Source organism: Companilactobacillus metriopterae (assembly GCF_002762335.1).
In the GTDB taxonomy this organism is placed as follows: domain Bacteria; phylum Bacillota; class Bacilli; order Lactobacillales; family Lactobacillaceae; genus Companilactobacillus; species Companilactobacillus metriopterae.
Map to the genome: position 1 here is coordinate 258149 of NZ_CP024610.1, position 22391 is coordinate 280539.

The window sequence follows — 22391 nt, forward strand, 5'->3', positions numbered from 1 at the left end:
AATATTTCCCCTTAAATTAATGAACTAGCTTTAACCCATTCATGAGTTGCTACACGATAGTATCTTGTACCAGTAGAATCAGTTCTAGTTCTATCTGTATACCATGATGAATTTCCGGCAAGAAGACGGTTTTTAACAACATTGTAACTATCGTCATACAAAGTGGCGATTTGACTATTAGTTGTTACCGATTGATTAATAGGATCGTAACTATATCCAAATTCTTTATCAAAGGCAGAGCCATTAGATGTGTTTCCACCTGTTGTTGTTTCTGTCTTAGGTGATGCTATTCTTAGTTGCATTGGTTGAGATTCATTAATCAATCCAACAACTGATATATTGACTGTCACATCTGAAAATGATCCATCAGTCTTCAAAGGTAAAACAAGTTTGCCATTATTTGGATAATATTTTGATCCGTTTATATCGATACTTGCCAAACTAGTTTTAGCTAGACTACTCAAAGTTAAAGTTACATTTGCTAAATCTGTTGAGCTGTAATCAACGGTAGCTGGATTTGTGAATAATGCACGCTTTGTGTAGGCTTGACCCTTGTAATATAAATCAACATTTGAAGTATATGTATTAGTAGCGGCTTGAGCTACTCGCACTGAACTTCCTTCATTAGTGATAATTCCTGAAGTACTTGCGACTGCGCCTGTAATTAGTAAGGCAACACAAAGATACTTAATTTTACTTGTTTTCATAAAATAATCCCCCATTTAATTTATATTTATCACATTTCCATTATCGATAAATGTAATTCTAGATTATCCCAGTATAGGCATTTCGTCAACCAACATTGTATGCATTTACATAAAAAAGAACCTAACTTATAGTTAGGTTCTTTTTTAAAATTATAAATATCAGAAAGCTCCTCCTCCGGAACCGCCACCAAATTCACCAGATGAACCGTCTGTTCCCCCTGTGGTGAATAGGTTGCTGTTTCCTCCTCCAAGAATTATTCCGCTGATAAATATACCGGCAAATATTCCTGCGAAGTATCCATTACTAAAATTAAAGATCGAATTTAGATTACTTTCTGCGATATCTGCATCTGGGAATGTCTTCTTAACTGCATCAATAACAGGTCTTGATAATCCAAATGCTGTCGCATATGGAACAATCTGTGCCCAATAATCTATGTCACCGATATCTTTCAAATTAGTTTTATCGATATTCTTAAACATTTTTTCAAGTTGTTCAAAGTCATTAATTAATAAACTACCGCTGTCGTTATAAATGGTTACCTTTTTACGTCTAATTTTTATATCTATTACTACAAACAACATGAATGCGACAGTAGCTATCAGGATAGGCAAACTGATATTTCTTTGCAATCCAATTCCTATTAGCATAGTTGCGTTTATTATTATCAATAATAAAGCTATCAAATACTGTTTCATTGATGATCCTGTAACTATTCTTTCACTGGCTTTGTTAAAGTAAGTTCTACCTTCTTCCATAGTATATCTTTGCCAATTCCTATAGGCTTCCTCAAGTCTCCCAAAGTTATCCCATTTTGAATATTTTTCAATATCCTTGTTACTTACAGATTGACCATTTCCAATCTTATTAATTAAATAATTCAACAGATAATTATCAGAAACTTGCAGACTGTTAATAGTAAAATTCTTATCGTCTTCAACTAGCTCGATATTTTGATCAGCTAATTCTTTTAGAACATCTCCTGTAAAGGCATTTTCATCAGGTCTTTCATTGTAAAGAATGACCTGAGCAACACTTGAAGAAACGTCAGGAACATCCCCTAAATGGTTTATAGAATTGGATATGATACTCTTTTTAACTTCAATCTTCTTATATCTATAACGAAGAAATAAATATATCAACAATGCAGCAATTGCCAATATTGCTGAAATTGTAGTAGCAATCATTTGTTTTGTTTTTTGATTTTCTTTTTGCTCTTTGACGTAGTTATTCTCAGAAGAAATTATGTTATTTCGCTGATTTTTATTAACTACATTAAGATTATTGTTAGTTACCTCTGGAGGGAAACTTATATCAGTAGACAGTGCAGTCTTATATTTATTTTTTGCCATCTTGAAAGTGACTGTACCAGATTCTTTATCAACGATTCTTTCAACGTTACCAGTAGTCTGAGTCCAAGCTTTCAAACCACTTATATTTCTCTTAGGTAATTTAAAAACTATATTTACGTTATACAAATCAGTAGTCCACTCGCTGCCAATAACATTCCAATTTATTTGAGCAGTATCTTTATAATTGGTTACTAAATCGGACAAACTGTATTTGTAGATAAAAGTTACTTTCTCATTAGATAAATTGCCCTCTGCAGTAGCAAAAAGCTCTTCACTAGAGCCAATTGAATTAATTTTCAAATTCTTATTTTCAGGAAAATAAGTTACTTTAGGCAAAGTTCCGCCACCAGTTCCCCTGATATCTTGTACAAATTCGACACCTTTATATTTACCTTTAAAATCATAGGTAATCTTTTGAGTAACGTCTGCACCCCCATTATCCTTAACTTCAACAACTTCATCATAATTAGTTACTGAGTAAGATCGTGCATATACGTTATCTTGAAACATTACTAAAGCCATCAAAAAAGAGAAAAAAGTCATACTCAAATAAATTGTATATTTCATCCCCGTTAACCCCCATTAACTTGATGTCCTAATCTTATATTTTTTTATTATATTTGTCACAATTTTTTTTATAAAAAAAAGAACCCAGATTTTGTCTGGATTCAGGGGGAATATACATGAATTTTTTTAGAAACTAAATACTTGTCCAATAAAGTTGCCCAAGGCATTTAGATCATTTGAGAATGTGTGTGCTCCAGCAGAAACTCCGCCTTTGATCGAGTTTAAAATAATCATCTATTATCTCCTCTCTTTTAGAATAATCACATTATCTGCGTTTTAACTTAAGCTAAGCTTAAATAGTATTGTTCAAAGTTAATAAATAGAAATTAAATTATTTTATTAAAAATAATCATTTGGTAATACTCCTATTATTTATGTTCAGGTTTTTGGTTTGGATCTAGTGGTAATTCTGGGATTGGTAGTTGTGGTCCAAATTGTGGAAATTGATTAAAATTTTGCATATTAGTTACCTCTTTTATTTAAATTGTATTTTATAAATCTTCTATGCTAACGGAAAACATTACTTATTAGATGAGAAACTGCATTTAGATCATTAGCTGTTGTTTGTGCTCCAGCTGTTACTGCTCCGTGAATTGAGTTTAAAATAATCATCTGATGTCCTCCTTTTCTTTAGTATGTCATCATTATGCTTTGATCAACTTAAGCTAAACTTAAATTAATGTGAACATTATTTGATGAATTAATGAAAATAAAAAAGCATACCTTTCGGTATGCTTTTAAACTATTCGATAACCATATAGTTTACTAATTTGACTACGTAGTCATTTGTTTTTACTGTTTCTTTTGCTGCTTTTCCAATTTCTTCTGGTGAATCAGTTATAACCCCATCCACTTCATAAAACATAGTACGAGTTAGGACATTTTCATCATTTACTGTCCATGCATAGACTTTCTTCTTTTGATCATGAGCTTGCGTAACAAAATCAGAAGTCAATGTAGTGTACTCAACCGTGAAGAAATCCGCTTTTGTTTTTGGTGGACCAACGATATTAAATGGCATGATGTAACCAACTGTTAGTTTAGGATAGCGTGTCTTCAGTTCATCAACTATATCGTTAGATAGTGAATGTATGATGTCTCCTCTTTTTAAGAGCTCCTTATTATACTTCTTGATAAAAATACTAATCATATCCTTAGAATCAGCTTTGTTAGGTTTTATTTCTATCAGAAGTTTTTGATTGTCCTTATTGGCCGCGGCTAAATAATCATCAAAACTTATGACCTTAGAACTTTTTCCATTCTCTGTGACAGTTAATTTTTGTAATTGCTTCAACGTTAATTGGCGAGTAGTTGTGTTAACACCAGTCAAAGCCTTCAAATTATTATCATGCATTACTACAAATTGCTTATCTTTAGTTTCTTGAATATCCATCTCGACGTAATCTGGTTTTACTTTGGTACTTGTATCATTCAGAGCCTTAATAGAATTTTGAACAGCATTATTCCCATTTACTCCACGATGTGAAATAATTTCTGGATTCGTTAATATCTGCCCTGAAAGATACAGGTAATCATAGGTAACTGTTCCTGTTAGCAGTACCAATGATAGTACCGTTGCTACCGTATAAAAAACAAATTTTGATATACCTGATTTTTTTGTTTTTTTAAGAACCAACTGATATCTCTCTTCAACAATACTTGGTTCAAACTCATAAAGAACAATCGAAATAATATAGAAGAAAACAAGTGAAGATATCATCGTGAAAATATATTTTATTGCCTGGATAACTAATAACGAGACCATAGATACAGGCAAGGAAGCAGACGAAAAGCTCTTATCAACATAACCTTGAATTAATATTATTATGAAATACAAGACAGCTGTCATTAGATAAATAACTATATTAAATCCGATGAAGTAACTTAAAATCTTTTTAGCCCATTTTTTAGTTAAGTATTTACTTGTCTTTACAGCATCCCTTAATTTCATTTTCTTGATGATCATTAAGGGAACAGTGAATATTAGACGATATCCGATATAAATTAATACTAGATAAACTAAGATTATCACTGGAACAAGTATATATTTATTACTAAATATATAATCAAGTATAAATACAGGAATCTGAACTTTTGATAATAAGTCAGTTTTGTAGCCAATCAAACTAAAGGGCATAATCAATATAAAGTAGAAAATCAAAAATAATAATGAACTAAATGATATTCTTCTAGTTTCTGTAAATGACCTCTTTAGCAGATAAGTCGCAGGTAATTGATAATTTTTTTGAAGTAAAAATACTCCTAAAAATAAAAAGATAAACTCATAAATAATCATGAACAACATGAGGAGCATGAGGACTATTATCAAAATGCTGTAAAATGGATGAACTGAAAATGATGAGAATAGAGAAAAGAAATCAACTATTCCCTCATGTTTAAATGTCCATTCTATTGAGCTAGCCAACATTGGTATAATGACCAGGAATATCAAAATATTTACTAAAACAATATTCTTAGCATACCTAAAGGTATTTCCAAAAAACGATCTCAAATCTCTAATAAAAACTTTCAAATTTCCCACCTATTTCTAAAGCAATTACTTCTATTCTAATATAGAGCTAGTCATAAATAATAATATATCCAAAATCTTTATTTATTGTAAAAATTTATAAAAAGTCATGTAATCGCTTGCAATGTTTTCCGGAGCATGATATAACTATAACCATAAAGGAGATAGCTCCTAACTCAAATGGAGTTAACCTCCTTGGCTGGTACATTTAACAAAAGGACTGAATTAGTCATATCGTGTATATACTAATAGTCACTGAATTATACATGGCATTTTACATACTAGTAGAGCAGATTGATTTAAGTATCAAGCCCCTCTGGATCGAACGATGTAATAAGTACCAGTCGGAAAAGCACACTACCTAGGTAGTGTGCTTTTTTTATTTTTCTAAATAACTTGATATCTATCAATTAAATAAATTATTTTATCCATTAAACTCAAATTACCATTTGGGGGTAATAAAAATGAATAAAATACTAAAATATAAAAACAAAATAGTACTAATCAACGGTTTGTTCATTTCAATTGCATTTACCATGAAATATTTTTCAAACAACATCGAAGGTTATCAAATTTCTATGATTATTGCTTCTATTGTGGGATCTATTCCTATATTCATTCAAGCTTATCAAGCTCTAAAACTAAAAATTATAAGTATTGATATATTAGTTTCTATTGCAATTATAGGAGCATTTTTTATAGGTGAGTATAGCGAATCGGCAATAGTTATTTTCTTATTTCTATTTGGTAGTTTTCTAGAAAAGAAAACTTTGGAAAAAACCAATTCAGCAATTAAAAAGCTAGTACAACTAACTCCTACCACTGCTAATAAAGTTACCGACAATGATATTCAAAAAATAGCTATTGATCAATTAAACATCGGTGACACTATACTTGTTAAAACAGGTGAATTAATACCAGTTGACGGTAAAATCATTGATGGTTTAGGTATCTTTAATGAATCTACAATAACTGGCGAAGCAAAACCAATTCAAAAGAAAACTGAAAATAAAGTTTTTGCTGGAACCATCTTAGATGACGGTACAGTAAAAATTCAAGTACAAAATATTGGTGAGGATACAACTTTTGGAAAAATTATTGAATTAGTAGAAGAAGCCCAAGATTCTCAATCTGATACTCAAAAATTAATTGATCGTTTTACTAAATATTACACCCCGTCAGTACTTATTTTAGCTATAATTCTATTTTTCATAACTAAGGATTTAGTTTTGGCTATTACAGTACTAGTTCTGGGTTGTCCTGGAGCACTAGTTATTGGTGTCCCAGTATCAATAGTTTCTGGAATTGGTAATGGAGCAAAGAATGGTGTATTAATCAAAGGTGGTGATGTTATCGATGGATACAGCCATGTTGATACAATAGTTTTTGATAAAACAGGTACTCTTACCCGTGGAAAACCTCAAGTAACAGATACTTTTTATTACAGTAAAGATCATCGTACTGCATTAGATCTTTTATCAAATATTGAAAGTGAATCAACTCATCCCTTAGCTAAAGCTATTTTAGAATTTAACCCAGAATTTAAACAGCTCATCATTTCTAAAACAAATGTTATCAAAGGTCGAGGAATCCAAGCCTTAATCAATCAAAATCAAATACTAGTAGGAAATACTGAATTGATGACAGCTAATAATCTTTTATTCGATAATGAACAAAAAAAAACTATAAAAAAATTGCAAAAAGAAGGTAACTCAATTGTTATTATGGCGCTAAATAATAGAATTGAACTAATTTTAGGAATACACGATCAAATTAGATCTGACGTTTCTGACACACTAATTTATTTACGAAAACAAGGTATTAGGAAACTAATTATGTTAACTGGGGACAATCAGAATACTGCCGATTTAGTTGGAAATGAGCTACATTTAGACGAAGTTCACGGAAATCTTCTCCCCGAAGAAAAATCTAATTTTATTAAAAAACTTCAAACTAATGGACATATTGTCGTATTTATAGGGGATGGAATTAATGATAGTCCCTCTCTTGCAATTGCTGATATTGGTATTGCCATGGGAAATGGTGCAGATGTAGCTATTGAAACTTCAGATATTGTTTTAACTAACTCCAAATTTAATCATTTAGGTTATTCATTGAATTTAGTTAATAAGACAACTCATAATATCAAGGAGAACATTATTATTTCAGTGGGAACGGTTCTATTATTACTTGTTGGTCTAATTTTAGGTTATGTGCATATGGCATCTGGAATGTTTATTCATGAGATTAGTATTCTGGTCGTTATTAGCAATGCCATGAGACTACTTTCGATAAAGGTTAGTAAAAATTGATAGAAATCAATTTTTAAAACTGTAATTATGAATATATTTTAGATATAAATGAGTTAGGAGATAATTACTATGAATAAGGTCGTTTATCAATTGGATACTTTAACTTGCCCATCATGTATGCAAAAAATTGAAACAGCTGTAAATAAACAACCTGGAGTTAAAAATGTACGTGTGCTTTTTAATTCTAGTAAGGTCAAAGTAGAGTTGAATAGATCCAAAGTTTCTGCTACAGATATTAAACAAGTAATTGAAAAACTTGGATACACAGTAAAAAATTTAAAAGAAACAGAAATTATTCAGGAGGTATAACTATGAATGCAACAGAAATGTACAATTTAGAGAAGCAAAATTCAGCTGAAAATCATAAAAATGTTACAGCTGGTGCAATGGTAGGTCATGTTATTTCAAATTTGAGTATTAACCAAAATAAAATTCGACAGATTAGTATTTTTCATAAAGATATTGATATTTCATTTACCAATTATTTAAATGAGTTAGCTCAAAATGAACAAAAGTATATTGAAAATTTATCTATAAAGCTGATTTCTGAAAATGAAATTATTCCCACAACAACAGAAGAATTTCTAGAAAACACTATGTTAAAGGAATCTGGATCATTAAAATATGAACAATCAACTACAAAAATATCTGAACTAATACAAGATTTTGACACTCAATTAATGTTTATAATTCGTGCTATAGTATTAGCTAAAAATGAACAAAAGTATGGTTTAGAATTATTACTAAAAAAATTGTATTCCTTTATGAAAAGACAGATTACTACTTTGCAATTTCAAATTAATAATGATGTTAGTCAAGGACTTGAAGAAGAGTAAGGAGAAAACTATGGAACATAGTTGTGTAAGTTTAGTGCCCCTTTTTAATAATCTTTCCGACGATGATCAACGTGAGATTCATTCACTAGTCAATCATCGTTCTTTCAAAAAAGGAGAATTACTTTTTCAACCCAGTGATGAGTCTTCCTTGGTTATTATTGCTAGTGGAAAAGTTAAGATATATCAACTTACCTCCGGTGGAAAAGAACAATTACTTAGAGTATCAAATTCAGGTGACTACGAAGGTGAAAATCTTTTATTTGGTGATAAAAACACCTCTAGATATGGTGAGGCCATTCAAGATACGAAAGTTTGTACTCTAAGATATGATGATTTCAAAAATTTATTACTATCAAATTCAAATTTGAGTTGGAATCTGTTATCAATTAATGCGGACAAATTAGTTGATACCGAAAAGCAAAATAAGTTCTTAACTATGGATCGTGTAGCAGAAAGATTGGCATCATATTTAATAGATTTATCAATTGAATTCGATAAAGATTCTTTCAAGCTCCCAATGAAAAAGAAAGAATTAGCTAGCTTTTTAGGTACTACTCCTGAGACTCTTTCTAGAAAATTAAAATTACTTGTCGAACAATCATTAATTGATTTAGATAATAGCCACGTTACAATCCTTGATACAGTAAAATTAGAGGATATTTAACTTCTTACTAAAAAAGTATACTACGAATTGTAGTATGCTTTTTTTATTTACTTTTAAAATAAATGATTAGTGATAGTTACTTTTTTTACCAATTAATTTTTTTGACTATCATTTTCTATTTTTTTCATGAAACATTTTATTTGTTCCACATGAAACACTTACAATAGAAAAACAGCTATAGAACAATGTTCTATAGCTGTTTTTTTGTTTTATTCTGCAACTTTGGCAATTCTACCTTGTTGAATGTAAATACTCAAAATTCCGATATCAGCAGGATTTACCCCACTTATACGACTAGCTTGAGCTAGAGTTTGTGGATTAATTTTAGATAGCTTTTGTACAGCTTCGGTAGCTAAACCACTCACTTTTGTATAGTCCAAACGTTCAGGAATTTTCTTTTCTTCCATACGTTTTAGACGATCAATTTTAATTTCTTCTTTTTTAATATAACCATAATATTTAACAGCAATTTCAACCTGTTCCTTAACTCGACGATCTGCTGTTACTTCTTCACCCATGATACTAATAACATCATCATAGTGAACCTCAGGACGTCTTAAGAAATGATCAGCTAAGATACCATCTTTAAGTGGTTTCATCCCTAAGTTTTGTAAGAATGGGTCTGCCTGCTTAGGTGTTATCATCTTACGACCCAATCTATCTAATTCTGCTTCAATAGCAGCTCTTTTTTCATTAAATGAAGCATATCTTTCTTCATTAATTAAGCCTAGGTCGTAACCCTTATCAGTTAATCTTAGATCCGCATTATCATGGCGAAGAATTAGACGATATTCGGCTCTACTTGTTAGCAATCTATAAGGTTCATTTGTACCCTTAGTAACAAGATCATCGATTAAAACTCCAATATATGCTTCATCACGACGTAAGATAAATGGATCTTTTCCATCAACTTTTAATGCTGCATTAATTCCAGCCATAAGTCCTTGACCAGCAGCTTCTTCATATCCAGAAGTTCCGTTCATTTGACCAGCTGTAAAGAGATTTTCTACTACCTTTGTTTCCAAATTTGGTTTCAATTGCCATGGTTCAACAACATCATACTCAATTGCATATCCAGCACGCATTAACTTGGCACTTTCTAATCCTGCCATTGAGTGAATCATCTCTAATTGAATTTCTTCAGGCATTGATGTTGAAAAATCTCCAACATAATATTCTTGAGTATTGCGACCTTCTGGTTCCAAGAATATTTGATGTCTTGGTTTATCAGCAAAGCGAACAACTTTATCCTCGATTGATGGGCAGTATCTAGGACCTACTCCCTCGATTACACCTGAATACATCGGTGCACGATCAAGGTTAGCATTGATCACTGCATGTGTTTGTGAGTTGGTATAAGTCATCCAACAAGACAATTGATCTTTCAAATCTAAGTATTTTTCATCAGGTGTTTCAAATGAGAAGTGATTTGGTACCTCATCACCTGGTTGTTCCTCAGTTTTAGAAAAATCAATAGTATTTTTGTTCACACGAGGAGGTGTACCTGTTTTGAATCTAGTTAATTTAAATCCTTGTTTTTCTAGATCTTCTGATAATTTAATTGATGGTAGTGAATTATTTGGACCTGAAGAATACATCAATTCACCAATAATAATTTTCCCACGTGAGCTAGTTCCCGCTGTTAATACGACTGATTTTGCACGATAAATAGCACCTGTACTTGTAACTACTCCTTGGCAAACACCATCTTCAACAACTAATCTTTCAACAACTCCTTGACGAAGTGTAAGATTGTCTTCATTTTCCAATGTATCTTTCATAACTTCGTGATACATATTTTTGTCTGCTTGAGCTCTCAAAGCTCTAACTGCAGGACCCTTACCAGTATTTAGCATACGCATTTGGACATAGGTAGCATCGATATTCTTTGCCATTTGTCCACCTAAAGCATCAATTTCTCTTACAACGATTCCCTTAGCAGGACCACCTACTGAAGGATTACATGGCATGAAAGCTACCATATCAAGATTAATTGTCACTAGAAGTGTTTTCTTGCCCATTCTAGCTGCAGCCAATGCTGCTTCAGAACCGGCATGACCGGCTCCTACTACTACTACATCAAAACTGCCTGCTTCATATTCTTTTATTTCCATTAAAATCCACCTATTATTTTCCTAAACAAAATTGTGAGAATAACTGTGTTATCAACTCATCTGGATAGCTTTCACCGATAATTTCTCCCAGTGTCTCCCAGCAAGTTGTCATATCTATTTGAACCAAATCTATTGGCATATCCATTTCAATACCATTGATTACTTCATTTAAACTATCTTTAGCTTGAAGCAAAAGACCCGCTTGACGAGCATTAGTAATAATAACGTTTGAACTATTGTTATCTTCGATACCTTCATTGAAAATATCACTAATTGTTGACTTGATTGTTTCAATTCCGTCATTTTTGATAGCTGAAGTTACTAGAACTATGTCATCTTCTTTCAATTGGTCAACATTTTCTGGCGATATCTTATGAACTAGATCATCCTTATTGAAGATAATAATACGTTTTTTATCGCTAGTTGCTTCTAATAATTCTCGATCTTCCTCTTCTAAATCACGACTAGAATCCAAAACAACTATGACTAAATCAGCATCTTTGAGTGCTTGTCTAGATCTCTCAACACCAATTTTTTCAACAACATCATCTGTTTCACGAACACCTGCTGTATCAATCAATTTCAAAGGTACACCATCGATATTGATGTATTGTTCAACGATATCTCTAGTTGTACCCGCAACATCAGTAACGATAGCTTTATCTTCATCCAACAAACGATTCAATAAACTTGATTTACCAACATTTGGTTTTCCAACAATAGCTGTAGCCAAACCATGTTGCAGGATTTGTCCACTGGTTGCTGTTTTCAAAAGACTGTCGATACTTTGACTGACTAATTTGGCCTTTTCAAGTAGTAAATCTGTAGTCATTTGCTCAGTATCGTACTCAGGGTAATCAATATTAACTTCCACTTGTGCCAGTGTATCAAGGATTTCTTGTCGTAAATTGGAAATCAAATGATTTAAATTTCCATCTAATTGATTAACAGCTACTTGCATAGCTTTGTCTGTCTTAGCACGTATCAGGTCCATCACTGATTCAGCTTGAGTTAAATCTATTCGACCATTTAAAAATGCACGTTTAGTAAACTCACCTGGCTCAGCCATTCTGGCACCTGATCCGATTAAAGTTTGTAAAACTTTGTTAGTAGCAACAATTCCACCATGAGTATTGATTTCAACAATATCTTCTCGTGTGAACGTTTTGGGCGCACGCATTACTGATACCATAACCTCATCAATCAATGATCCATTTTCAGGATCATATAAGTGACCGTAGTTAATTGTATGTGATGCTACTTTATTTAAATCTGAACCCTTGAATAATTTGCTAGCTATTTCAATGGATTGGTCCCCAGATAATCTAACGACCGATATTGCCCCTTCACCAGGTGGTGTAGAGATAGCTGTAATTGTATCGTACTCAGTAACTGTAGGCATATTTCCTCCTTTTAAGGCACAAAAAAAGTGCATAATCCACCCGCGACTATTGTAGGTGGAAAAGCACTTTGACTACTTTTCAGTATATTTAATTCTTTGATATATTAACGGGATTTAGTTTCTTTGTCAACTAGCTAAACTTTTTTAAATTTGTTTTATTCCACTTCAAATGATTCGCTTCACGCTCAATCGCTCTTGTTAAAACTAAATAGTGACCATAGTTATCGCTAATCGTTTGATCATCTGAAAAGATTGATTTTAATCGTTCTTGCAAGTGATCTAATTTTTTCTGGTGAACTTCCAAATCCTGCTCAATTAATGATTTAAGGATTGGACTTTTACCATCCTTGATAAAAAACATCTTTAACGGTGTCAGTTCATCATTCTGATCGTTTACAGGCTCTTTAAGCCAATTTAAGAGGTTGCTCTCACCATCAGATGTTATTTTATAAAAAGTCCTTCTAGAATCATTTTTGTCATCAATAGAAGTTATCCAATTATCATCTAACATACGTTGTAATTCGGGATAAATTTGACTATGCGAAGCATACCAAAATTCACCTATTTCATTTTTAAACTCTTGGCTTATCTGATATCCCGTCAATTGTTCTTCATTGTTAATTAATCCTAGTATTACAAACGGTAAGATACGTTTCTTTGGCAAAAATATTCCCTCGCTTCAAAAAAAGAGTTAACTATTAAAGTTAACTCTAACATAATTAATTTTTATTTGTTAATACGTTTGTAGTTCTCATCGAAGTACTTACCTTCACGAATATCATTAGGCATACCCTCATAAGGTTCTTGGCTGATAACATCTTCGTTATTTTGACCAGCATCCCCCATATAGGTAATATTTGCAAATTCTGGAACAACTAATTTAGGGTAAGTCTCATATTTTTCACGAGATTCTTCCATCAAATCAATATGATCATTTTGGTAAGTTACAGTTATTTCAGGATGTTCTTCAACCCACTTAGGGAAGAAAATTGTTCCATGAAGTTTATTTTCATTTGGTAAGAAATCTAACGCAACATCTGTACCTGTAGGTTCAGTCCATGAAATTTTGTATATACCTTCTGTGAGCATAACAATGTTGGCTTCTTGATCAGTCACCCAGCGTCCTGCGACCATTCCACCATGAATACGGTAATCTACAGTATGATCATTTTTTGCGTACCATTCATACTCCCAACCGTTGTCATATGTATAGATAAAGTGTGTTCCTAAAAAGTCTTCTAAAGTTTTAAATTGTTTTGTCATAGTATATATATCCTTCTTTCATTTTTATGTCGTTATCAACATAGATAATATTATGTCTATATCGACATAAAGTCAAGACAAAATAAAAAGGATGATTACTCATCCCTTCCTGGTTATAGATCCTGATTTTTTCTTTTAAGAGCTATTTTTCGTCTCTGCATCAAGTATTTAGTTAAAGTTATATTTCTTTTTTTCAATTGAAATTTCAAAATTATTAAGTAATATATCCAACCCAAGATACCTGCGAAGATGACCGTTAAAATATTTGGTAATTGTGCTCTCATACCAAAATGATCACGCAACATCTCCCATACTGGTTTTATAATTACGAATTCTAAACCTATGAAAATGATCAAACCTATAATGCGATATTTTTTACTCATATGCTTATATAATACCTTCAGACGAATTTTTTGAAATAATTGAAAGTATAGCACAGTATTTTCAGAAAAATTCACAAGGTAGCAATTAAAATAATTATTAATAAATTTATAATCATTTTTTGATAAATACTAAATAAAAAAGCTAAATCCATCTATATCAAAGATGAATTCGGCTTTTTATTTTTTATGTGCGCGTTTTTTGGCTTTTCTTATTTGACGTTGACGTTCTTTTTCACGTTCTTCTTTTTCACGTTGTTCACGACGATATTTGAATGGATTTTGGAAAACCAATGTCTGAATAACTTGGAAGAAGTTAGAAATTACCCAATATAGTGTAATAGCTGATGGGAATGTAAGAGCTGGGATAAAGATAAAGATTGGCATTACATAGGCCATTATCTTAGTTGTTGAATTCTGTGTTGGTTGTGAGTAACTTGACATGTATGTACTTAAGAAAGTAAATAATGCTGCTAAAACAGCCATTATGTAGTATGGATCTGGCTTTCCTAATTGCATCCATAGGAAACTACCATTACGTAGTTCAGCTGTTTTATAAATTGCTTGATACAAAGCAAACATAACTGGCAGTTGAATTAATAGCGGTAAACAACCTGCGACAGGATTAACCCCTGCTTCTGAATATAATTTTTGTGTTTCTTCACGAAGTTTTTGTTGTGTTTCTTGATCTTTAGCTGAATACTTCTTTTGAAGTGCTTGAATTTCTGGTTGAACCTTCATTTGTTTATTCATACTTCTGATTTGGAACCAGTTAAGTGGTAACAAGATCATACGAATGATAATTGTAAAGAAGATAATACCCCAACCATATTGGTTCCCTACTAATGAAGATAACCATAGGATAAATCTTGAGAAATTGTACAAGACAATGTGATCCCAGAAACCACTACTTTGACTAGTTATCGGTTCATTCAGGTTGGAACAACCTGTTAATATCAGAACCAAACCAAGTAGCATAAATATTCCGACATATTTTTTATAATTCTTCTTATTCACGTCTACACCCTTTAATTAAATTATTTATCTGTATCTTCTATCATTTTACCTAATTTTAGTAAATGTACTATATTTTTTTTCGTTTCGGCCATATCTAAGTAGAAAGCACCCTTACGTGCAATAATTAAAAAGTCCGTATCATTAGGAATCTCTGGTTTCAATTCTAATAATGATTGGCGAATATATCTTTTAATTCTATTGCGACCTACGGCTCTTAAAGAAATCTTTTTCCCTACAGAGATACCTACTCTAAAATGTTTTTGTCCTTCATTATGAATTTGATAAAGAACAAAATTACGGTTGGCACATGATTCACCGTTTGAATAAACATTTTGAAATTCCGATTCTTTTTTTATACGAAAGCTTTTTCTCATCTTAATTAAGCCACCATTTTATTTGTTGAAATAAAAAAGGGTCACTAACTAGTCAGTGACCCCTCCAAATTATGCTGATAATACTTTTCTACCTTTTCTTCTACGTCTTGCAAGAACTTTGCGACCATTACTTGTGCTCATGCGTTTCATAAAACCATGTACACGTTCACGATGACGTTTCTTAGGTTGAAATGTTCTTTTTGTAGTCATCAGTAGACCTCCTGAATAAAATTAACTCTTCAGACAATTGCTCTATAAATATATCATGTTTTTATTAGAATGAAAACCATTATTTTACTGGTTTTTAATAAGTTATTAACAATCACCCCTGTGAACTTAATGTTAATAGATTGTATAAAAAAGGTTATGAACATTTCTTTGAACAACTTTTTGCGGAAAATACTTATTTGTTACTTACTTTTCCACAGGTTTGTTATCTTTTTTCTATTTTTCAGCAAAAGATTGTTAAAACAGGCTTAATTTTATCAACAGCTTGTGGAAACAATTGTGAATAACTAATAATTTCTCTTAATTTACACAATTTTTTTGGATTTGTATTAACAAGTTGTTATTTTTTTTTAAATAAAACATATGTTCTGTGGAAAACTTTTTTTTCAAATGATAAACTTATCTTTGTTATTTCTCGTTACGTAGGTCACTAAAATTTATATAGGGGGGAGAATTATTGTGCAGGACTTAAACAATGAAACTGCAGTCAAATTAACAGAGTTTTGGAATTTCTTTACTGAAAAACTAAAATCTAATATGACACCAGTTAGTTATACAACATGGATTGAAAGTGCTAAACCTGTAAATCTTGAAGGTAATGATATCTATATCTCTGTTCCATCTGATCTTCATAAAGATTACTGGAATCGCAACTATTCAAAAGATATCGCACTTTACTCATTTGACTTTAATGGTCAGGAATTAAATCCTGTCATTAAAACAGAAGATGAGTTTAATGAAACATCAAATTCACAAAACAACTCTACTGGAACAGAAAAACCAGTAAAAAATAGAGAAGAGAGACAAGTCTTCCATAGTTCTGATTTGAATTCAAAATATACTTTTGAAGCTTTCATAACTGGTGGAGGTAACCAAATGGCTCACGCTGCAGCCCTTGCTGTTGCAGAAGAACCAGGTCGTATCTATAATCCACTATTTATATACGGGGGAGTGGGATTAGGTAAGACTCACTTGATGCAAGCCATTGGACACCAAATGCTAGAAAATGATCCAACTGCAGTAGTTAAGTACGTAACCAGTGAGACATTTGCTAACGACTTCATTAATTCTATTCAAAATAGAACACAAGATGATTTTCGACAAGAATATCGAAATGTAGACTTACTTTTAGTAGATGATATTCAATTTTTCGCTGAAAAAGAGGGGACTCAAGAAGAGTTTTTCCATACTTTCAACGAATTACATACTAAAGAAAAACAAATCGTCATGACTTCAGATCGTTTACCAAACGAAATACCTAAGTTACAAGAACGTCTGGTTTCTCGTTTCAAATGGGGACTATCTGTTGATATCACAGCACCTGACTTGGAAACAAGAATTGCTATTCTTAGAAATAAAGCTAATGCCGAAAATCTTGAAATACCAACCGAAACACTTTCATATATTGCTGAGCAAGTAGATTCTAACGTTCGTGAACTTGAAGGCGCTCTTGTCCGTGTTCAAGCATTTTCTACTATGAAAAATGAAGATATTTCAACCAGTATCGCTGCTGATGCTTTAAAAGTATTGAAGCTCAACAAAGAAAAACAAGGTGCTTCAATTGCTAAAATTCAAACCAGCGTTGCAAAATACTTCAATATTACAGTCAATGATATGAAAGGTAAAAAACGTGTCAAAACTATTGTTGTACCTAGACAAATTGCTATGTACCTTTCTAGAGAATTGACTGGTAAATCATTACCACAAATAGGACGTGAATTTGGAAACAAAGATCACACTACAGTAATGCATTCATGCGAAAAAATTAATGAACTTATTGATTCAGACAGTCAAATTAAACTAGCTGTTGAGGAATTGAAAGAAGATCTGAAGTAATTCACATGTGGAAAACTATCCAATTTATCAACAATTATCCACAGAAGGTATTCACAGCTGTCCGACTTGCCTCTGTAGTGTTACACTAGTTTATGCACGCAATTAACAGGACCTACTACTATTACTATCTATATATATTAATTAATTAAAAAAGGGACTCAGCAAATGAAATTTTCTATTGATCGTATCAAATTTGTAAATCAATCAAATAATGTTTTGAGAGCAATTTCTAGTAAAACTACAATTCCTATACTTACAGGTATCAAGTTAGATTTAGACGAGTCTGGTTTAACTTTAACTGGTAGTAACGCTGATATTTCTATCCAAGCATTTATATCAAGTGATTCAGACAATGATCTAAATATTGAAAGTACTGGTTCTATTGTTTTACCTGCTCGTTTTTTCAGTGAAATTATTAAGAAACTTCCTGGAGATACTTTGACTTTGGAAGTAACAAACAATAATCAAACTGTTATTTCTTCTGGTGTTTCAGAATTTACTATCAACGGATTAGATGCAAATAGTTATCCGCATCTTCCAGAAGTTGAAACAAGTGAACAGCTAACAATTCCAACTGATCTATTCAAAGAAGTTGTTAGTCAAACTGTTATTGCCGTTTCTACTCAAGAAAGCCGACCCGTACTTACAGGTGTCAACTTTATTTTAAATTCAGAAGGATTAACATTAGTTGCTACAGATAGTCATCGACTATCTCAGCGCAAGATTGATATTACAAGTGATGAAGCATATTCATTTATCATTCCTGGTAAAAGTCTATCTGAATTGATTAAGACAGTGAGTGATTCTATTAAAGAAATCAAAGTTGCTATATCTGAAAATCAAGTTCTTTTCAGTTTTGACAATGTTATGTTCTTTTCACGTTTACTTGATGGACGTTATCCTGAAACAGATCGTTTGATTCCTAGTGACTCATCAACTCGTTTGATGTTTGATTCTTCAAAATTAATCTCATCTGTTGACCGTGCGTCAATTCTTTCACACGAAAGTCGTAATAATGTTATCAAACTAGTAATAAATGTTGCTGATAAAAAAGCTATTCTAACTGGTAATTCTCCAGAGGTTGGTACAGTTGAGGAAGTTCTTGAACTAGAGAACGTTGAAGGGGAGGATTTAGAAATTTCCTTCAATCCTGATTACTTGAAACAAGCACTTCAATCCTTTGGTGGAAGTACAAATACAGAGATGTCATTCACATCTCCATTACATCCATTTACATTGAGACCTACTGAAAATAAAGAAAACTTTGTTCAACTGATAACTCCAGTTAGAACATTTTAAAAAGAAGATTCTTGGAATCTTCTTTTTTTGCATAAATATAGCCTTATTTTTAGTTTTAAAAAGATTTTAGATTATTTTAGTAGGGGAACAAGTAAATGGGGGTAAAATGGCTCAAATCGCTTAAAAATTGCCTATAGCTTGTTTTTATAGTAAAAAACAACTATAATATTACCTATGTCATTAGTGAATAAAATGATGGATGAGGGGATAATTTATGTCTGAAAAAATTACGATCGAGACAGAGTTCATTACTTTGGGTCAGGCTATCAAAGAAGCTGGTATCGTGGGTACTGGTGGCCAAGCCAAGATGTACTTAAAAGACAATATGGTTCAGGTAAATGGTGAAGATGAAAATCGTAGGGGTAGAAAACTTTACTCTGGTGATGTTCTAGTTATTGAAAATACTACTTTTGAAATTGCATAGTTCTCTTGTATATCAAAGAATTAAAATTAGTTAACTTCCGTAATTATCAATCACTGGACATTGAGTTTTCGCCAAATATCAATGTTTTTCTTGGACAAAATGCCCAAGGAAAAACAAATCTACTAGAATCAATGTATTTTTTGGCTTTGACGAGAAGTCACAGAACTAGTAACGATAAAGATTTGATTAACTGGCAGAGTGAGTTTGCTAGAATTAGCGGTTTAGTTGTTCGGGACAATCGAAATAGTTTGTCTCTCGATCTAGCTGTTAGTAAGTCTGGTAAGAAAGCTCGGATTAATAATCTCGAACAAAAGAAACTATCAAGTTATATCGGTAATTTGAATGTTGTGCTTTTTTCACCAGAAGATTTGAGTATTGTAAAAGGAAATCCTGCAATCAGAAGGAAGTTTATTGATATGGAATTTGGACAAATTTCATCCCAATACTTAGCTGCTGTGACGAATTTTCGTAAATCTTTAAAACAGCGAAACGCTTATTTAAAGAAACTTCAATACCAAAAAAACGGTGATCGAGTTTATTTGGAAGTTTTATCGGATCAATTAGCGCAATTTTGTGCTCAGGTTGTTTATCAGAGATTAATTTTTTTGAGTAAAATTCAAAAATTTGCTCAAAATATTCATTCAGAAATATCTAATCAAACAGAAAAACTAGAGTTTTCATATCAAACTTTTTTTGATCCAGCGGATAAGAGTTTGGAAGAAATTTATGAAATATATAAGAATAAATTTCAAGATAACTCTCAAAAAGAAATTGATCGAGGCATAACATTATATGGACCTAATAGGGATGACTTATTGTTCTTAATCAACCAAAAAAACGTGCAAGATTTTGGTTCCCAAGGTCAGCAAAGAAGTGTGGCTCTTAGTTTAAAGCTGGCAGAAGTAGAATTAATAAAGTCGGAAGTTGGAGATTATCCAATACTTTTGTTGGATGATGTTTTATCTGAATTAGACAATGTGAGACAGACCCATTTATTGTCATCAATAGGCGATAATGTCCAAACATTTATTACTACAACATCGATTGAGGATATTGATCGAGACTTAGTAAAAAATCCAAACATTTTAAACATTAATCAAGGTACTGTTTCTTAGGAGGAAATTCATGGCTGAAAATAAAGATCTTGAATTGGAAAAAGTAGAAGAAGAAAAAGTAGAAGAATATGATGCCAGTCAAATTCAAGTCTTAGAAGGACTTGAAGCCGTTCGTAAACGACCTGGTATGTATATTGGATCAACTAGTAAACAAGGTCTACATCACCTTGTTTGGGAAATTATTGATAACGGTATCGATGAAGCTCTAGCTGGATTTGCTGATGAAATCCAGATTTTTGTTGAGCCTGATAATTCAATTACAGTTACTGATAATGGACGTGGTATTCCCATCGATATCCAAAAAAAGACTGGAAAACCTGCTTTAGAAACAGTTTATACAATTCTGCATGCCGGAGGTAAGTTCGGTGGTGGAGGTTACAAGGTTTCTGGTGGTCTTCATGGTGTTGGTGCGTCAGTTGTTAATGCACTAAGTAAGACAGTTGATGTTCAAGTAACACGCGCGGGTAAAATTTATGGAATAGATTTCGAGCGTGGAAAAGTTAAGCACCCTATGTATGTTGTTGGGGATGCTGCTGATGAATTTGTTCATGGAACAAAGGTTCACTTTGTACCTGATGAAGATATTTTTACAGAAACAACTGTTTTTGATGATAAAATTTTGACTACAAGAATTCGTGAGTTAGCCTTTTTGAATAAAGGTCTAAAACTTATCTTTACTGACAAACGTTCTGAAAATCCAGAACCAATTGTTTATCACTATGAAGGTGGTATCAAAAGTTATGTAGAGTACCTTGATACAGATAAGGATGTTCTATTTGAAGATCCAATCTATATCGAAGGTAATCAAGACGGTATCAATGTCGAGGTGGCTCTTCAATACACGGATGAATACCATACAAACTTGATGACTTTTGCTAATAACATTCACACTTATGAAGGTGGTACACATGAGGTTGGTTTCAAGACTGCCTTAACACGTGTTATTAATGACTATGCTCACAAGAATAAACTTCTAAAGGATACTGAAAAGCTATCTGGTGAGGACGTTCGTGAAGGTATGACAGCTGTTGTATCAGTAAAACATCCAGATCCACAATATGAAGGACAAACTAAAACAAAACTAGGTAATTCAGACGCTAGAACGATCACTGATCGTCTGTTTAGTGATCATTTCATGAAGTTCTTACTAGAAAACCCTAGTGTTGCTAGAAAAATTGTTGAGAAGGGTAACCTTGCTACAAAAGCACGTCTAGCTGCTAAACGTGCTCGTGAAGTTACTCGTAAACAAAATGGTCTAGAAATTTCTAATTTACCTGGTAAATTAGCAGATAATTCTAGTAAAGATCCTGAAATCTCTGAATTATTCATTGTTGAGGGAGATTCAGCTGGTGGTTCAGCTAAGACTGGTCGTTCTCGTTTAACTCAAGCTATTCTACCTATTCGTGGAAAAATTTTGAATGTTGAAAAAGCTTCAATGGACAAGATTTTAGCAAATGAAGAAATCAGAACACTGTTCACAGCTATGGGAACTGGTTTTGGTGAAGAATTTGATGTATCAAAAGCACGCTATCACAAGGTAATCATCATGACTGATGCCGATGTCGATGGAGCTCATATTAGAACGTTGTTACTAACATTGTTGTATAGATACATGCGCCCAATCGTTGATGCAGGGTATGTTTATATTGCTAAGCCACCATTGTTCCAAGTTCGACAAGGTAAAAATATCATGGAATATTTTGATACTGATAAAGAAAAAGATGAGTTTGTTTCTCAATTACCTGCAAAACCTGAAGCAAAGATCCAAAGATATAAGGGACTTGGTGAAATGGATGCAGAACAATTATGGGAAACAACTATGGATCCTGAAAGAAGACGTTTAGATAGAGTTAGTTTAGATGATGCTATTGAAGCAAATAACGTCTTCACAATGCTAATGGGCGATAAAGTTGAACCACGTAGAGAATTTATCGAAGAAAACGCTCAATACGCTGAAGTAGATTACTAAA

20 protein-coding genes are annotated in these 22391 nt (G+C 32.4%); 9 read left to right on the forward strand and 11 right to left on the reverse strand.

From position 1 onward, the window contains the following. Window positions 1-11: 11 nt before the first annotated feature. The 3 genes from CS873_RS01295 to CS873_RS01305 all read right to left on the reverse strand — a co-directional run bounded on the left by CS873_RS01295 (window position 12) and on the right by CS873_RS01305 (window position 5160). Window positions 12-707: a hypothetical protein gene (locus CS873_RS01295; RefSeq protein ID WP_099974090.1), complete on the reverse strand. Its 696-nt coding sequence runs from the start codon at window positions 705-707 to the stop codon at window positions 12-14. Window positions 708-866: 159 nt separating this feature from the next. Further along, window positions 867-2627: a DUF2207 domain-containing protein gene (locus CS873_RS01300; RefSeq protein ID WP_099974091.1), complete on the reverse strand. Its 1761-nt coding sequence runs from the start codon at window positions 2625-2627 to the stop codon at window positions 867-869. 742 nt (window positions 2628-3369) lie between these two features. Then, window positions 3370-5160 carry a glycerophosphodiester phosphodiesterase gene (locus CS873_RS01305; protein ID WP_169922431.1) on the reverse strand — a complete coding sequence of 597 codons (1791 nt, stop codon included), beginning with the start codon at window positions 5158-5160 and terminating at the stop codon, window positions 3370-3372. 461 nt (window positions 5161-5621) lie between these two features. Between CS873_RS01305 and CS873_RS01310 the strand changes: the two genes are divergently transcribed. The 4 genes from CS873_RS01310 (at window position 5622) to CS873_RS01325 (ending at window position 8969) form a co-directional block, all read left to right on the forward strand. Beyond that, on the forward strand, window positions 5622-7469 hold the full coding sequence (locus tag CS873_RS01310; RefSeq protein ID WP_099974093.1) for a heavy metal translocating P-type ATPase: 1848 nt from the start codon (window positions 5622-5624) through the stop codon (window positions 7467-7469). 69 nt (window positions 7470-7538) lie between these two features. Then, window positions 7539-7778, forward strand: a complete 240-nt coding sequence (locus CS873_RS01315) for a heavy-metal-associated domain-containing protein (protein ID WP_099974094.1) — start codon at window positions 7539-7541, stop codon at window positions 7776-7778. A 2-nt stretch (window positions 7779-7780) separates the two neighbouring features. Next, window positions 7781-8305 (forward strand): ferritin family protein, encoded by a 525-nt coding sequence (locus CS873_RS01320; RefSeq protein ID WP_099974095.1) that lies wholly within the window; start codon window positions 7781-7783, stop codon window positions 8303-8305. A 10-nt stretch (window positions 8306-8315) separates the two neighbouring features. Further along, window positions 8316-8969, forward strand: coding sequence for a Crp/Fnr family transcriptional regulator (locus tag CS873_RS01325; RefSeq protein ID WP_099974096.1), 654 nt, complete (start codon window positions 8316-8318; stop codon window positions 8967-8969). Window positions 8970-9178: 209 nt separating this feature from the next. Here CS873_RS01325 and mnmG read toward each other — a convergent pair whose 3' ends face one another. The 8 genes from mnmG to rpmH all read right to left on the reverse strand — a co-directional run bounded on the left by mnmG (window position 9179) and on the right by rpmH (window position 15729). Beyond that, window positions 9179-11083: a tRNA uridine-5-carboxymethylaminomethyl(34) synthesis enzyme MnmG gene (gene mnmG / locus CS873_RS01330; RefSeq protein ID WP_169922432.1), complete on the reverse strand. Its 1905-nt coding sequence runs from the start codon at window positions 11081-11083 to the stop codon at window positions 9179-9181. A 13-nt stretch (window positions 11084-11096) separates the two neighbouring features. Beyond that, window positions 11097-12485: a tRNA uridine-5-carboxymethylaminomethyl(34) synthesis GTPase MnmE gene (mnmE, locus tag CS873_RS01335; RefSeq protein WP_099974097.1), complete on the reverse strand. Its 1389-nt coding sequence runs from the start codon at window positions 12483-12485 to the stop codon at window positions 11097-11099. Between the two features lie 130 nt (window positions 12486-12615). Further along, complete coding sequence (locus CS873_RS01340) at window positions 12616-13149, reverse strand: PadR family transcriptional regulator (RefSeq protein ID WP_099974098.1); 534 nt, start codon at window positions 13147-13149, stop codon at window positions 12616-12618. Window positions 13150-13211: 62 nt separating this feature from the next. Then, window positions 13212-13748 (reverse strand): phenolic acid decarboxylase, encoded by a 537-nt coding sequence (locus CS873_RS01345; RefSeq protein ID WP_099974099.1) that lies wholly within the window; start codon window positions 13746-13748, stop codon window positions 13212-13214. A 113-nt stretch (window positions 13749-13861) separates the two neighbouring features. Then, window positions 13862-14131, reverse strand: coding sequence for a hypothetical protein (locus CS873_RS01350; RefSeq protein ID WP_099974100.1), 270 nt, complete (start codon window positions 14129-14131; stop codon window positions 13862-13864). A 177-nt stretch (window positions 14132-14308) separates the two neighbouring features. Beyond that, window positions 14309-15145: a membrane protein insertase YidC gene (gene yidC / locus CS873_RS01355; protein WP_245823066.1), complete on the reverse strand. Its 837-nt coding sequence runs from the start codon at window positions 15143-15145 to the stop codon at window positions 14309-14311. A 20-nt stretch (window positions 15146-15165) separates the two neighbouring features. Then, window positions 15166-15519 carry a ribonuclease P protein component gene (gene rnpA, locus CS873_RS01360; protein ID WP_099974101.1) on the reverse strand — a complete coding sequence of 118 codons (354 nt, stop codon included), beginning with the start codon at window positions 15517-15519 and terminating at the stop codon, window positions 15166-15168. A 69-nt stretch (window positions 15520-15588) separates the two neighbouring features. Further along, window positions 15589-15729: a 50S ribosomal protein L34 gene (rpmH, locus tag CS873_RS01365; protein WP_057887251.1), complete on the reverse strand. Its 141-nt coding sequence runs from the start codon at window positions 15727-15729 to the stop codon at window positions 15589-15591. Between the two features lie 555 nt (window positions 15730-16284). Here rpmH and dnaA point away from each other — a divergent pair. From dnaA to gyrB, 5 genes are all read left to right on the forward strand, one after another. Then, window positions 16285-17583: a chromosomal replication initiator protein DnaA gene (gene dnaA, locus CS873_RS01370; protein WP_245823085.1), complete on the forward strand. Its 1299-nt coding sequence runs from the start codon at window positions 16285-16287 to the stop codon at window positions 17581-17583. Between the two features lie 165 nt (window positions 17584-17748). After that, a complete protein-coding gene (dnaN, locus tag CS873_RS01375; protein ID WP_099974103.1) occupies window positions 17749-18882 on the forward strand; it encodes a DNA polymerase III subunit beta in 1134 nt (377 codons plus the stop codon). A 214-nt stretch (window positions 18883-19096) separates the two neighbouring features. Beyond that, on the forward strand, window positions 19097-19306 hold the full coding sequence (yaaA, locus tag CS873_RS01380; protein WP_099974104.1) for a S4 domain-containing protein YaaA: 210 nt from the start codon (window positions 19097-19099) through the stop codon (window positions 19304-19306). A gap of 5 nt (window positions 19307-19311) precedes the next feature. After that, window positions 19312-20421 (forward strand): DNA replication/repair protein RecF, encoded by a 1110-nt coding sequence (gene recF, locus CS873_RS01385; RefSeq protein ID WP_099974105.1) that lies wholly within the window; start codon window positions 19312-19314, stop codon window positions 20419-20421. A 10-nt stretch (window positions 20422-20431) separates the two neighbouring features. Then, window positions 20432-22390 (forward strand): DNA topoisomerase (ATP-hydrolyzing) subunit B, encoded by a 1959-nt coding sequence (gene gyrB, locus CS873_RS01390; RefSeq protein ID WP_099974106.1) that lies wholly within the window; start codon window positions 20432-20434, stop codon window positions 22388-22390. Window position 22391: the final 1 nt, after the last annotated feature.